Source organism: Henriciella marina DSM 19595 (assembly GCF_000376805.1).
Classification (GTDB): Bacteria; Pseudomonadota; Alphaproteobacteria; order Caulobacterales; family Hyphomonadaceae; genus Henriciella; species Henriciella marina.
This window is the reverse complement of the sequence record NZ_AQXT01000002.1, coordinates 337002-351720: the sequence shown is the minus strand read 5'-3', so window position 1 is coordinate 351720 and position 14719 is coordinate 337002. Positions and strand designations below refer to the sequence as shown.

The 14719-nt window shown below is 58.6% G+C and carries 8 protein-coding genes; 1 reads left to right on the top strand and 7 read right to left on the bottom strand.

Going from position 1 to position 14719, the window contains the following annotated elements; all coding sequences use genetic code 11:
- Nucleotides 1-15: 15 nt before the first annotated feature.
- Entirely contained in the window at nucleotides 16-459 is a 444-nt protein-coding gene (locus F550_RS0101660; RefSeq protein ID WP_018146787.1) for a cytidine deaminase, read from the top strand.
- Between the two features lie 655 nt (nucleotides 460-1114).
- Here F550_RS0101660 and tuf read toward each other — a convergent pair.
- From tuf to rplL, 7 genes are all read right to left on the bottom strand, one after another.
- Entirely contained in the window at nucleotides 1115-2305 is a 1191-nt protein-coding gene (gene tuf / locus F550_RS0101650; protein ID WP_018146785.1) for an elongation factor Tu, read from the bottom strand.
- 91 nt (nucleotides 2306-2396) lie between these two features.
- Nucleotides 2397-4541, bottom strand: coding sequence for an elongation factor G (gene fusA, locus F550_RS0101645; protein WP_018146784.1), 2145 nt, complete (start codon nucleotides 4539-4541; stop codon nucleotides 2397-2399).
- A gap of 45 nt (nucleotides 4542-4586) precedes the next feature.
- Nucleotides 4587-5057, bottom strand: a complete 471-nt coding sequence (gene rpsG / locus F550_RS0101640) for a 30S ribosomal protein S7 (RefSeq protein ID WP_018146783.1) — start codon at nucleotides 5055-5057, stop codon at nucleotides 4587-4589.
- An 11-nt stretch (nucleotides 5058-5068) separates the two neighbouring features.
- Nucleotides 5069-5440, bottom strand: coding sequence for a 30S ribosomal protein S12 (rpsL, locus tag F550_RS0101635; RefSeq protein WP_018146782.1), 372 nt, complete (start codon nucleotides 5438-5440; stop codon nucleotides 5069-5071).
- Nucleotides 5441-5691: 251 nt separating this feature from the next.
- Entirely contained in the window at nucleotides 5692-9918 is a 4227-nt protein-coding gene (gene rpoC, locus F550_RS0101630; RefSeq protein WP_018146781.1) for a DNA-directed RNA polymerase subunit beta', read from the bottom strand.
- 93 nt (nucleotides 9919-10011) lie between these two features.
- Nucleotides 10012-14136 (bottom strand): DNA-directed RNA polymerase subunit beta, encoded by a 4125-nt coding sequence (rpoB, locus tag F550_RS0101625; RefSeq protein ID WP_018146780.1) that lies wholly within the window; start codon nucleotides 14134-14136, stop codon nucleotides 10012-10014.
- A 177-nt stretch (nucleotides 14137-14313) separates the two neighbouring features.
- Entirely contained in the window at nucleotides 14314-14694 is a 381-nt protein-coding gene (rplL, locus tag F550_RS0101620; protein WP_018146779.1) for a 50S ribosomal protein L7/L12, read from the bottom strand.
- Nucleotides 14695-14719: the final 25 nt, after the last annotated feature.

Genomic DNA, 14719 nt, shown 5'->3' with positions numbered 1-14719 from the left:
CAGCCGCGCTCATGGATGGTCTTTGGGTCTATAGGATCCCAGCCAGGACAGGACAACGCCGTGTCAGATGACCTATATCAAAAAGCCCGCGCTGTCCGTGAAAACGCACATGCCCCCTATTCTGGATTCAAGGTCGGCGCAGCGATTCGTAGCGCCTCAGGGATACATGTCGGCTGCAATGTGGAGAACGCGGCCTTCCCTGATGGCATCTGCGCTGAGGGCGGCGCCATAACCGCCATGGTCGCGGCGGGCGACACCGAGATTCTCGAAGTCCTTGTCTATGCCGAAGCAGACACCCCTGTCGCGCCCTGCGGGGGATGCCGCCAGAAACTCTCGGAGTTTGCCCGTCCTGAAACGGAGATAAAGCTGGCAGGTCCAGACGGCATTCGCGCCATCATGACACTCGGGGAGCTTTTGCCATCCTCGTTCGGGGCAGCTCAGTTTTTGACGCCTAGATAGCGGCACGTAGCACGAGACTACCGAAGCCGTCGCAGCTCAATGATTATATCTGGAACGACCGCTTCCAGAATATTGATTCCATGACCTTTAGGGGACCGGCATTCCGATATGCAGGCGTTCCTTCAGATAATCTGCTACCTGCGCAGAGGACAGGATCGAATCGATTTCGGCCAGCAGCCATCTCAGGCTCTGTGACGACCTCGAAGTCATCGCTCCAGTCGGCCAGTGCCGATGCGCCGTGTCGCACCCAGGCGTCTCCGCCCTGCTCCACCGCGTGATAAAACTCCTCGGCCTGGACCTTCATCAGGGAGAGCCCTGAAAATCCTCTGCAGGTCTCTTGGCGCACGATATGCTGTGTTCGGACATAATCGCGCGCAAGCACGTACGCCTTGGAGACTTTTCTCAGAGAGCTGACGCGCTGGATCGCGGCTAGAAGGACGCCGCTTCCGTCCTTCAGTACGCACGAGGAAGCTGTACGTTTGGGTGGCCAGGCTCACAGCACAATGAACATCGCCAACAAGTATCTTCGCAACTAGCGCTAAAGGCACACGCGCGTTTCTTGGCCGTTTCATCTGCCGAGCAACAAATAAGGGCCGCCTCATCGGAGGCGGCCCTTATGTTTTGTTGCGTCAGCCCTTGTTGGCTGAGGCGGGTCTTACTTGGAGACGCTGGAGACGACGCCTGCACCGACGGTGCGGCCGCCTTCGCGGATCGCGAAGCGAAGACCCTGGTCCATGGCGATCGGCGCGATGAGCTCGACTTCCATTTTCACGTTGTCGCCCGGCAGAACCATTTCCTTGTCCGCTGGAAGCTTCACAACACCGGTGACATCAGTCGTACGGAAGTAGAACTGTGGACGGTAGTTGGTGAAGAATGGCGTGTGACGGCCACCCTCTTCCTTGGTCAGGATGTAGGCTTCTGCCTCGAACGTCGTGTGCGGGGTGATCGAGCCTGGCTTACAGAGAACCTGGCCACGCTCAACGCCTTCACGGTCGATACCGCGGATCAGCGCGCCAATGTTGTCGCCAGCCTGGCCCTGATCGAGCAGCTTGCGGAACATCTCGACGCCCGTAACGGTCGTCTTCTGGGTGTCGCGAATGCCGACAATCTCGACTTCCTCGCCAACCTTCACGATACCGCTCTCGACGCGGCCGGTCACAACCGTACCACGGCCGGAGATGGAGAACACGTCTTCCACCGGCATCAGGAACGGCTTGTCCAGTGGACGCTCCGGGGTCGGGATGTAGTCGTCGACAGCTTTCATCAGCTCAAGGATCTTCTCCTTGCCGATATTCTCGTCGCGGCCTTCGACTGCTGCGAGTGCAGAACCGGAAACGATCGGAATGTCGTCGCCCGGGAAGTCGTAGGACGACAGAAGCTCACGCACTTCCATCTCAACCAGCTCGAGCAGCTCTTCGTCGTCGACCTGGTCAACCTTGTTGAGGAACACGACCAGTGCAGGTACGCCAACCTGGCGGGCCAGCAGGATGTGCTCGCGCGTCTGCGGCATCGGGCCGTCAGCCGCGTTCACAACCAGGATCGCGCCGTCCATCTGCGCGGCGCCCGTGATCATGTTCTTCACATAGTCAGCGTGGCCCGGGCAGTCGACGTGCGCATAGTGGCGCTCGGCTGTCTCATATTCGACGTGCGCGGTGTTGATGGTGATACCGCGTGCTTTTTCTTCAGGCGCATTGTCGATGTCAGCATACGACTTCGCTGCACCGCCATAGACTTCAGCAAGCGTCAGCGTGATCGCTGCCGTCAGCGTCGTCTTGCCATGGTCAACATGGCCGATCGTGCCGATGTTTACGTGCGGCTTGTTCCGCGCAAACTTCTCTTTGGCCATAGGGCCTCTCCTTCATTTCCAACGTCAGTCAGGTATTAGAAAACCCCGCGCGAGCAACCCTCCAGGCTGCTGCGCGGGGCGGTTGCTTTTATTAGCCTGCGAGATCCTGAACGATCTTCTGGGCTTCAGCTTTTGGCACTTCGGCATAGTGGTCGAACACCATGGTGAACTGAGCGCGGCCTTGCGACATACCGCGAAGGTTGCCGACATAACCGAACATGTTGACCAGCGGGACGAACGAATTGATCGCCACAACATTGCCGCGAGGGTTGGACCCCTGAATCTGGCCACGGCGTGAGTTCAGGTCGCCAATGATGTCGCCCATATAGTCTTCAGGCGTCACAACCTCGACCTTCATCACCGGCTCCATGAGCTTCGGATCTGCCGTTGTGCGAAGTTCGCGGAAGGCCGCGCGCGACGCGATTTCGAAGGCGAGAACCGAGGAGTCGACGTCGTGGAACTTGCCGTCCAGCAGGGTCGCCTTGAAGTCCGTGACAGGATAACCGGCCAGAAGACCGTTTTCCTTGGCCTGCATAAGGCCCTTCTCGACACCCGGAATGTACTCCTTCGGCACCGAACCACCAACGATCGCGCTTTCGAAGACGAAGCCTGAACCGGCTTCGAGCGGATCGAACTGGATCTTCACCTCAGCGAACTGACCTGAACCACCCGACTGTTTCTTGTGGGTGTAGACGATCTCGGTCGGACGGCCGATGGCTTCGCGGTAGGCAACTTGCGGCTGGCCAATATTGGCCTCGACCTTGAATTCGCGCTTCAAGCGGTCAACCAGGATGTCGAGGTGAAGCTCGCCCATGCCCTTCATGATCGTCTGGCCGGATTCAATATCGGTCTCGACGCGGAAGGATGGATCCTCGGCAGCAAGACGCTGCAGGCCGATGGACATCTTTTCCTGGTCAGCCTTCGACTTTGGCTCGACAGCGATCTCGATAACCGGATCCGGGAAAGTCATCGTCTCGAGAACAACCGGGTCCGACTTGTCGCAAAGCGTGTCGCCGGTGGTGGTTTCCTTGAGACCTGCCAGAGCGATGATATCGCCAGCAAAGGCTTCCTCGATTTCCTCACGGTTGTTCGAGTGCATCATCATCATGCGCCCGATACGTTCCTGCTTGCCCTTGGTCGCATTCAGCATCGAGCCGCCTTTGGAGACAGTACCCGAATAAATGCGAACGAAGGTCAGCGAACCGACGAACGGGTCGTTCATGATCTTGAAAGCAAGACCGGAGAACGGCTCATTGTCATCAGCGTGACGTGCAATGTTGCGGACTTCTTCTTCGTCGCCCGGCTTGAAGCCCATATAGGCTGGAACGTCGAGTGGACCTGGAAGATAGTCGATCACAGCGTTCAGCATTGGCTGGACGCCCTTGTTCTTGAACGCCGAACCGGCAAGCACCGGAACGAAGGACATCGAAAGCGTGCCCTTACGGATCAGAACGCGAAGCTGCGACTCGTCAGGCTCGGTGCCTTCGAGATAGGCTTCCATCGCCTCTTCGTCCATCTCAACAGCAAGCTCAACCAGTTCAGCGCGCATCTCTTCGGCTTTTGCCTTGAGGCTGTCGCGAACGTCGCGGACGATCCAGGACGCACCAAGGTCAGAGCCTTCCCAGACCCATTCCTTCATGGTGACCAGATCGACCACGCCTTCAAGCTCGGTTTCCGAACCGATCGGGAGCTGGACAGGCGCAGGGATCGCACCGGTACGGTCCTTGATCATCTTCACGCAATTGAAGAAGTCGGCGCCGGTCTTGTCCATCTTGTTGACGAACACGATGCGCGGAACCTTGTAGCGGTCAGCCTGACGCCAGACGGTTTCGGTCTGTGGCTCAACACCGGCATTGGCGTCGAGAACGCAGACCGCACCATCGAGCACGGCCAGCGAACGCTCGACTTCGATTGTGAAGTCGACGTGTCCGGGCGTGTCGATGATGTTGAAGCGGAATTTGGCTTCTTCTGGCGTGTCGCCGTAAATACCGGTCGGATTGGTGCCGTCTTCGGTGCGGAACCAGAGTGTGGTCGTCGCAGCCGACGTAATCGTGATGCCGCGCTCCTGCTCCTGCTCCATCCAGTCCATCGTGGCTGCGCCATCATGGACTTCACCGATCTTGTGGGACCGGCCAGTGTAGAACAGAATGCGCTCCGTAGTCGTTGTCTTGCCAGCATCAATGTGGGCCATGATGCCAAAATTACGGTAGCGATCCAACGAGTATTCGCGGGCCATGGGATTACCTTTTTATCGAGTTCCGGGAGGAACGTGTAGAACGTGTTACCAGCGGTAGTGTGAGAAGGCGCGGTTCGCCTCAGCCATGCGGTGGGTATCTTCCCGCTTCTTCACAGCCGTACCGCGGCCTTGGGAGGCGTCGAGCAGCTCACCGGCCAGACGCTCACGCATCGTGTTCTCATTGCGCGAGCTTGCCGCAGAGGCGAGCCAGCGAATAGCGAGGGCCTGACGGCGCTCAGGACGCACTTCGACAGGCACCTGATAGGTCGCACCACCAACGCGGCGCGAGCGAACCTCGACGGCCGGCGAAATGGCTTCGAGCGCAGCGTGGAAAACCTCGACAGGGTCTTTCTTCGCTTTGTCCTCGACCAGTTCGAACGCACCATAGACGATACGTTCGGCGGTGGATTTCTTACCGTCCATCATGATCTGGTTCATGAACTTCGAAACAACGATGTCCTTGAACTTCGGATCAGGCAGAACCTGGCGTTTTTCGGCGCGGTGACGACGTGACATCTATCTAACCCTTATTTCGGTTTCTTCACGCCGTAATGCGAGCGGCGTTGCTTACGATTCTTGACGCCTTGGGTATCAAGGACGCCGCGCAGGATGTGGTAACGCACACCCGGAAGGTCTTTCACACGACCACCACGGATCAGCACAACGGAGTGCTCCTGGAGGTTATGGCCTTCACCCGGGATGTAGCACAGCGATTCGAACCCCGTGGTGAGACGGACCTTCGCGACTTTCCGAAGTGCCGAGTTCGGCTTCTTCGGCGTCGTCGTATAGACGCGCGTGCAGACGCCCCGACGTTGCGGGTTGCCCTTCAGGGCTGGTGTCTTGGAACGCGCAGGCTTTGGCTTGCGCGGATTGCGAATGAGCTGTTGAATCGTGGGCATGAGGGCCTTTTTTGACTGCTTTCTAACTTGGCCCCAGCGGACCAGTCCAAACCAAGATAGCCCGACGGGGCCATTCCTGACCTGATCGGACCATCAATTCCGTACTATGCCGGCCTGACGGGAGCCCTTCGGGCTGCCGGAAGCGATAAAGCTATCGCCTCAGCCAGCGTTCGGCGCGTGTTAAGACCCTGCAGACGTCCCGTCAAGTGTTTGGGACGGGACGTGCTGCGATAGGTCATTTGCAACTGCAACTATTCCGCGGCGTCTGGTGCCGGAAGTGCTGCAGCTGCCTTTTCGGCGGCATCGCGACGCTTTGCCTTCAGCTTCGTATCACGTGTTGCGGCGACACGGCGGAAGTTCCGCATGCCCCCACCGGTACCTGCCGGAATGAGGCGACCAACGATGACGTTCTCTTTCAGGCCTTCGAGTGTATCGACCTTGCCCTGCAGGGCCGCTTCGGTCAGCACACGCGTCGTTTCCTGGAAGGAGGCTGCCGAGATGAAGCTGCGGGTCTGGAGCGACGCCTTGGTGATACCAAGGAGCACTGGAACACCCGATGCCTCACGCTGGTCCTGCTTGCGCGACCGGCGGACCGATGCGTTCGCTTCTTCCAGCTCGAGCTGATCGACATGCTCGCCCTTGAGCAGCGTCGTCGTACCTGGGTCGGTGATCTCGATCTTCTGCAGCATCTGGCGAACGATCACCTCGATGTGCTTGTCGTTGATCGGAACACCTTGCAGGCGATAGACCTTCTGGACCTCATCAACGAGATATTCGGCCAGCGCTTCGATACCAAGGGAGCCAAGAATATCCTGCGGCGCCGGGTTACCGTCGACGAGGTATTCCCCGCGGCGAATGAAGTCGCCATCCTGGAACGAGATACGCTTGTTCTTGGGCACGAGATACTCGACCGGCTCGACGCCTTCCTCTTCAGGAATAATGCCGATCTTCCGCTTGTTCTTGTAGTCGCGGAGATAGGACACACGCCCGTCAATATCGGCGATGACCGCATTGTCCTTCGGACGCCGGGCTTCGAAGAGCTCAGCAACACGCGGCAGACCACCGGTGATGTCCTTGGTCTTGGCGCCGCCTGTCGAGGTCCGTGCAAGGCTGTCGCCTGAGCTGATCTCATCGCCATCATTGATGGAGAGGATTGCCCCTGGTGACAGCAGGTAGCGGGCCTCGGTGCCGTTTGGCAGCATCTTGGCTTCACCCTTGTCATCGGTGATCAGGACGGACGGACGAAGCTCGTTGCCCTTGCTGCCACGATAATCGACAATCACGCGGGACGAGATGCCCGTTGCTTCATCGGTTTCCTCGCGGGCCGACATGCCATCGACAACGTCGATCAGCTTGGCGGTACCGGACATCTCGGAAATCAGCGGCTGTGCGAATGGATCCCAATCAGCGAGCTTGTCGCCTGGTTTCACCTTCGCGCCATCCTTGGTGTAGAGACGCGTACCGTAACTTGGCTTGAAGGTCTGGCGTGTCCGGCCGTCGGCATCGATGACGGAGACCGACATCTGGCGACCGACAACGACAAGGGTCTTGTCCTTGCGCGTCACCGTATCGGCTTCTTCAAAGCTGATTGTGCCGACGAACGAGGATTCGACCGAGCTTTCTTCTGCAACGGAGGCTGCGCCGCCGATGTGGAAGGTCCGCATGGTCAGCTGGGTACCAGGCTCACCGATCGACTGGGCCGCGATGACACCGATGGCCTCGCCGCGGTTGACGATCGTACCGCGAGCCAGGTCACGGCCGTAGCAGGCCACACAGACCCCGGTCTTGGTCTCACAGGTCAGCGGGGAGCGGACCTTGATCTCATCGACACCAGCCGCCTCGATGGTCGCAGCAAGCGCTTCGTCCACATAGGTGTTGGCCGGACAGATAAGCTCGCCCGTCTTCGGATTGTTCACATCCCAGCCGGTTGTCCGGCCGAGAATACGCTCCGAGATCGAGACAGTGATGTCCGCGCCTTCCATGACCGGTGCGAGCATGATGCCCTTGTCGGTGCCGCAATCGTCTTCGTTGACGATGCAGTCCTGGGCGACGTCGACCAGACGGCGGGTGAGGTAACCGGAGTTAGCGGTCTTCAGAGCCGTATCGGCCAGACCCTTACGGGCACCGTGGGTCGAGTTGAAGTATTCAAGGACGGTCAGGCCTTCCTTGAAGTTCGACACGATCGGCGTCTCGATGATCTCGCCAGACGGCTTGGCCATCAGGCCGCGCATACCGGCCAGCTGCTTCATCTGGTTCTTCGAACCACGGGCACCGGAGTGCGCCATCATGAAGACCGAGTTGGTTTCTTCCTGACGTCCGGTTTCCTTGTTGATCTCAGCTTCACCGGCAGCGTCCATCATCGCGTCAGCGACTTTGTCCGTACAGGTCGACCATGCGTCGACAACCTTGTTGTACTTCTCGCCACGCGTGATGAGGCCTTCGGCATACTGACGCTCATACTCGGACACCTGGTCACGCGTATCAGCAACCAGTTTGGCCTTGGCCGCCGGGATCTTCATATCGTCCTTGCCGAACGAAATGCCAGCCTTGCAGGCTTCACGGAAACCAAGCTCCATGAGCTTGTCACAGAAGATGACCGTCGCCTTCTGACCGCAGTTCCGGTAGACCTCGTCGATGAGTTTGGAGATCGCCTTCTTGGTCATCAGATCGTTGACCAGCTCGGCGCGCATACCCTTCATCTTCGGCAGCAGGGACGCGATCATATAGCGGCCTGGTGTCGTATCGATGATGCGGATCTCTTCAGTGCCTTCTTCATCGACACCTTCAAAGCGCGCCTTGATCTTGGCGTGCAGCGAGAGGTGACCGGCGTGAAGCGCGTGCTCGATTTCCGCCATGTCGGAATAGATGCCCTGAACCGGACGGCCATCCTTGTCGGTCTTGAACGTCCCTGGCTCGTCTTCCTTGTCGAGCGACAGATAGTAGAGGCCGAGAATGATATCCTGCGAGGGCACGATAATCGGCTTGCCGTTTGCTGGCGACAGAATGTTGTTTGTCGACATCATAAGGACGCGGCACTCAAGCTGGGCTTCCAGCGAGAGCGGAACGTGAACGGCCATCTGGTCGCCGTCAAAGTCGGCGTTGAACGCGGCGCAGACCAGCGGGTGAAGCTGGATGGCTTTACCTTCGATCAGTTTCGGTTCGAATGCCTGAATGCCGAGACGGTGAAGCGTCGGTGCACGGTTGAGCATGACCGGATGCTCGCGGATGACCTCTTCGAGGATGTCCCAGACTTCCGGCTTTTCTTTCTCAACGAGCTTCTTGGCAGCCTTGACGGTGCCTGCGAGGCCCTTGGCGTCGAGACGCGCATAGATGAACGGCTTGAACAGCTCGAGCGCCATCTTCTTCGGCAGGCCGCATTCATGCAGCTTCATGTTCGGGCCGACCACGATGACCGACCGGCCAGAATAGTCGACGCGCTTACCGAGAAGGTTCTGACGGAAACGGCCGTGCTTACCTTTCAGCATGTCGGAGAGCGATTTCAGCGGACGCTTGTTGGTGCCCGTGATGACACGACCACGACGACCATTGTCGAACAGCGCATCAACGGATTCCTGAAGCATGCGCTTCTCGTTCCGGATGATGATGTCCGGTGCACGAAGCTCCATAAGGCGCTTCAGGCGGTTGTTACGGTTGATCACGCGGCGATAGAGATCGTTGAGATCGGACGTCGCAAAGCGGCCACCATCCAGCGGCACCAGCGGGCGCAGGTCTGGCGGGATGACAGGAACGATCGTCATGATCATCCATTCCGGCTTCGCACGCGATGCCAGGAACGACTCAACAACTTTGAGGCGCTTGGAATATTTCTTGGTTTTCAGCTCGCTTGTGGCTTCAGCAAGATCGTCCCGCAGCTGGTCAGCCAGCGTTTCAAGATCGAGCGCACGCAGCAGCTCACGAACAGCTTCAGCGCCGATCATGGCAGTGAAGGCATCCTCACCATGCTCGTCCTGAGCGTCCATATACTCTTCTTCAGTGAGCAGCTGGCTAGGCTCAAGCGGGGTGAGACCCGGCTCGATCACGACATAGCTCTCAAAATAGAGAACGCGCTCGACGTCTTTCAGCGCCATGTCGAGCAGCGTCGAAATACGGGACGGCAGAGATTTCAGGAACCAGATATGGGCAACCGGCGCAGCCAGATCGATGTGACCCATCCGCTCGCGGCGAACCTTGGCCAGCGTGACTTCGACACCGCATTTTTCGCAGACAATGCCGCGATACTTGATGCGCTTGTACTTGCCGCAGAGGCACTCATAATCCTTGATCGGACCAAAGATACGGGCACAGAAGAGGCCTTCGCGCTCTGGCTTGAAGGTCCGGTAGTTGATCGTTTCAGGCTTCTTGATCTCGCCCGATGACCAGGACCGGATTTTCTCCGGGCTGGCAATGGAGATCTTGATCGCCTCGAAGCTTGGGGCCGGGGCGTTGTTGCTGAAAATGTTGGTTACGTCTTGGCGCATTTGATTCCGCTCCTCGGGAGGGGGCGGCCGGACTTGATGTCCGGCCTTTTTTAAAAACCTAGTCTCTATTCGACACGATTGCCATGCGACGGCTTATTCAGCCGCCACCGGCGAGTCACCATCATTGGCTTCGAGCAGTTCAACGTTGAGACCAAGCGACCGCATTTCCTTGATGAGCACGTTGAAGCTTTCTGGAATACCGGCTTCAAACGTGTCGTCACCGCGGACAATCGCTTCGTAGACCTTGGCACGGCCAGCCGTGTCATCGGACTTCACGGTCAGCATTTCCTGCAGCGTATAGGCAGCGCCGTAAGCTTCGAGAGCCCAGACTTCCATCTCGCCGAAGCGCTGGCCGCCGAACTGCGCCTTGCCGCCCAGAGGCTGCTGGGTAACGAGCGAGTAAGGACCAGTCGAACGGGCGTGAATCTTCTCGTCCACCAGGTGGTGAAGCTTCAGAAGATACTTGTAGCCCACCGTTACCTTACGCTTGAACGCTTCGCCGGTACGCCCGTCGAACAGGGTGACCTGACCAGACGAATCCAGCCCTGCCCGCTCCAGCATCTCGACGATGTCGGCTTCACGCGCCCCGTCAAAGACAGGTGTCGCGATCGGAACGCCATTGCCGAGGTTGGACGCCAGTTCGACGATCTCCTCATCGGTTTCCGGAAGCTCCTGCTCCTTGCCATAGACCATCTGGACTGTGTCGCGGAGCGCCTTGTTGTCGTGCTTCTCGTTCCACTCATCGAGCGCGTTCTGGACGATACGGCCAAGGCCGTTCGAAGCCCAACCCATATGGGTTTCCAGGATCTGCCCGACGTTCATCCGCGACGGCACGCCGAGCGGGTTCAGAACGATATCGACAGGCGTGCCATCCTCGGTGAATGGCATGTCTTCGGATGGGTTGATCTTGGAGATCACGCCCTTGTTGCCGTGACGGCCGGCCATCTTGTCACCCGGCTGAAGCTTACGCTTCACGGCCAGGAAGACCTTGACGACTTTCATCACGCCAGGAGGCAGATCATCGCCCGACTGGACCTTGTCGACCTTGTCATTGAAGCGCGCCTCAAGCTCACGCAGAGATTCGTTGAAACGGCCCTGAAGGAAGTCGAGTTCGCCTTGGGCTTTCTCGGACTTCAGCGCAATTTCCCACCACTGGCTCTCGCGCAGCTCGTTGATCGCCTCATCGGTGATCTTGCCGGTCTTGAAGCCCTTCGGGCCAGCCGCAGCTTCGCTTCCAACAAGCAGTTCACGCAGGCGCGCATAGGTGTTGCGCTCCAGAATGTTCTGTTCGTCTTCCTTATCTTCCTGAAGCTGCTCGATCTGCTCACGCTCGATCTGAAGCGCGCGCTGATCCTTGTCGATGCCGTGACGGTTGAAGACACGAACCTCGACAACCGTACCCGAACCACCTGGCGGAACGCGCAGCGAGGTGTCGCGAACGTCGGACGCCTTCTCACCGAAGATGGCGCGCAGAAGCTTTTCTTCCGGCGTCATCGGGCTTTCGCCCTTCGGCGTGACCTTGCCGACGAGGATATCGCCGGCCTTCACTTCGGCGCCGACAGCAACGATACCGGCTTCGTCGAGGTTACGCAGGGCTTCCTCGCCGACGTTCGGAATATCACGCGTGATCTCTTCCGGGCCGAGCTTGGTGTCGCGGGCTGCGATCTCATACTCTTCAAGGTGGATCGAGGTGAAGACATCGTCCTTCACGATCCGCTCGGAGATGAGGATGGAGTCCTCGAAGTTGTAGCCATTCCACGGCATGAACGCGACGAGCACGTTACGGCCGAGCGCCAGTTCACCGAGATCGGTGGACGGGCCGTCCGCAATGATGTCGCCAGCCATGACCTCGTCGCCCACGCGCACAATTGGGCGCTGGTTGATGCAGGAGTTCTGGTTGGAGCGGCGGAACTTGGCCAGACGATAGATATCGACACCGGATTTGGCAGAGTCGATATCTTCGGTGGCGCGGACAACGATACGCGTACCGTCGACCTGCTCGATCACGCCGGCGCGGCGCGCAACGACCGCCGCGCGGCTATCGCGGGCCACCACCGATTCCATGCCGGTGCCCACGAACGGTGCTTCTGATTTCACCAGCGGCACAGCCTGACGCTGCATGTTCGACCCCATCAGGGCGCGGTTGGCGTCATCGTTTTCGAGGAACGGAATAAGGGCCGCAGCGACCGAAACCACCTGCTTCGGCGACACGTCCATATAATCGACTTCCTCGCGCGGGACGAGAGTCGCTTCACCGTTCACACGGGCGTTGACGAACTCATTGTCCAGCTCGCCCTTGTCGTTCACGGCGGCGTTTGCCTGGGCAATCGCGAAGCGGTGCTCTTCCATGGCCGAAAGGTAGACGACCTCGGTAGACAGCTTGCCTTTTTCGACCTTGCGGTACGGGCTTTCGATGAAGCCATACTTGTTGACGCGCGCATGGGTGGCGAGCGAGTTGATCAGGCCGATATTCGGGCCTTCCGGCGTCTCAATCGGACAGATACGGCCATAGTGGGTCGGGTGAACGTCGCGGACCTCGAAGCCAGCGCGCTCACGTGTCAGACCACCTGGGCCAAGCGCCGAGAGACGGCGCTTGTGAGTGATTTCCGACAGCGGGTTGGTCTGGTCCATGAACTGCGACAGCTGCGAGGAGCCGAAGAATTCGCGGACAGAGGCAACGACCGGCTTGGCGTTGATCAGGTCGTGCGGCATCACTGTGTCGATATCGACAGAGCTCATCCGCTCCTTGATAGCGCGCTCCATACGCACCAGGCCGATACGGTAATTGTTTTCCATCAGCTCGCCGACGGAACGAACGCGGCGGTTGCCGAGGTTGTCGATATCATCGACTTCGCCCTTGCCGTCCTTGAGGTCGAGAATGACCTTCATGACGCCAACAATGTCGTCCTTGCGCAGGATGCGCACGGTGTCTTCTGCATTCTCGTAAGCATCACCAAGGGCCATGCCGAGACGCATATTCATCTTCACGCGACCAACAGCGGAGAGATTGTAACGCTCGCCATCAAAGAAGAGCTGATTGAAGAGCGCGTCTGCCGCTTCCTGGGTCGGTGGCTCGCCTGGACGCATGACGCGGTAGATGTCCGACAGCGCCTCAAAGCGCGTTTCGTTCTTGTCCGCTTTGAGCGTGTTGCGCAGCCATGGGCCACGGTCAGCGCCGTCAATATTCAGGATTTCGACCGACTTCTGGCCCTGCTCGCGAAGCTCGGCAACAAGCTCCTCAGTCAGGACGTCGCCGGCCTCACCAAAGATCTCACCGGTCTCGCGGTTGACGATATCGCGGCCAAGGAACTTGCCTTCCAGCGCCGTCGACGGCACGAGAAGCTCGTCCGTGCCACCCTCAACGATCCGTTTGGCTGCCAGCGCCGTGATCTTGCGATCCGCAGGCGCAACAACCTTGCCGGTCTTCGCGTCGACAAGGTCGTAATTTGGCTTCTGGCCTTTCCAGGCCTCTGGGCGGAAGCTCATGATCCAGCCGCTCTTGTCGAGCCGGTAGATCGAACGCGTGTAGAAGAGATCGATGATCTCGTCGGTGTCGTAGCCGAGCGCATAGAGCATCGTGGTCGCCGGCAGCTTGCGCTTGCGGTCGATACGAATGTTCAGAATGTCCTTGGCATCAAACTCGAAGTCGAGCCAGGAGCCGCGATACGGAATGATGCGCGCTGCGAACAGAAGCTTGCCGGACGAATGGGTCTTGCCGCGGTCATGATCAAAGAAGACGCCCGGCGAGCGGTGCATCTGCGAGACGATAACACGCTCGGTGCCGTTCACGATAAACGTACCCTTGTCGGTCATCAGCGGAATGTCACCGAGATAGACTTCCTGCTCCTTGACCTCTTTGATTGATTTGGCGCCTGTGTCCTCGTCAATGTCGAAGACGACCAGCTGCAGCCGCACTTTAAGCGGCGCTGCGTAGGTCATGTCGCGCTGCATGCACTCCTGCATGTCGAACTTTGGCGGTTCGAATTCGTAGGACACGTATTCGAGCGTCGCACGCTCATTGAAGTCGATAATCGGGAAAACGCTTTTGAAGACACCGCCAAGGCCATCATCGGTGCGCTCAGCGAGCGCCGTATGCATTTGCAGGAACTGCTCGTAAGAGGAGCGCTGCACTTCGATGAGGTTTGGCATGTCGATGGCTTCGGGAATACGACCGAAGGATTTGCGGATACGTTTTTTTTCCGTGAAAGAAAGAGCCATCTTTTGTTCCGTTTCTTGCCTGCCGCTCCACCCCGCTGCACACGGTAATGGGCGGCGGCTTGCCACCTGAAACGCGAGCACGCGGCGGAACCTCACAAGGGCTCCGCCGCGCTATTTACTCTACAGAGACAGTGCCTCGCGCAGACACAATCCCTTTATAAGCAAGCCTGTACTGGCTTACTTGATTTCGACCTTGGCACCGGCCTCTTCGAACTTCTTCTTGAGCTCTTCGGCTTCGTCCTTGGAAACGCCTTCCTTGATTGCCTTCGGAGCGCTCTCGACGAGCTCCTTGGCTTCTTTCAGGCCAAGACCAGGCACGACTTCGCGCACGGCCTTGATGACGTTGATCTTCTTGTCGCCGCCATCGGTCAGGACGACGTCGAATTCGGTTTGCTCTTCAGTAGCAGCAGCTTCGCCGCCACCACCAGCAGCAGCCGCCATAGCGACCGGTGCAGCAGCAGAAACGCCCCACTTCTCTTCCAGCATCGTTGCCAGTTCAGAAGCTTCCAGGACGGTCAGCGAGGAAAGGTCCTCGACGATTTGTTCAAGTTTGGACATTGTTTAAATTCCTAGTTCGGGATGA

Excerpts from the sequence above, each read along its gene's own strand:
- F550_RS0101660 (WP_018146787.1), top strand. The coding sequence starts at position 16 with ATGGTCTTTGGGTCTATAGGATCCCAGCCAGGACAGGACAACGCCGTG.
- tuf (WP_018146785.1), bottom strand. The coding sequence starts at position 2,305 with ATGGCCAAAGAGAAGTTTGCGCGGAACAAGCCGCACGTAAACATCGGC.
- fusA (WP_018146784.1), bottom strand. The coding sequence starts at position 4,541 with ATGGCCCGCGAATACTCGTTGGATCGCTACCGTAATTTTGGCATCATG.
- rpsG (WP_018146783.1), bottom strand. The coding sequence starts at position 5,057 with ATGTCACGTCGTCACCGCGCCGAAAAACGCCAGGTTCTGCCTGATCCG.
- rpsL (WP_018146782.1), bottom strand. The coding sequence starts at position 5,440 with ATGCCCACGATTCAACAGCTCATTCGCAATCCGCGCAAGCCAAAGCCT.
- rpoC (WP_018146781.1), bottom strand. The coding sequence starts at position 9,918 with ATGCGCCAAGACGTAACCAACATTTTCAGCAACAACGCCCCGGCCCCA.
- rpoB (WP_018146780.1), bottom strand. The coding sequence starts at position 14,136 with ATGGCTCTTTCTTTCACGGAAAAAAAACGTATCCGCAAATCCTTCGGT.
- rplL (WP_018146779.1), bottom strand. The coding sequence starts at position 14,694 with ATGTCCAAACTTGAACAAATCGTCGAGGACCTTTCCTCGCTGACCGTC.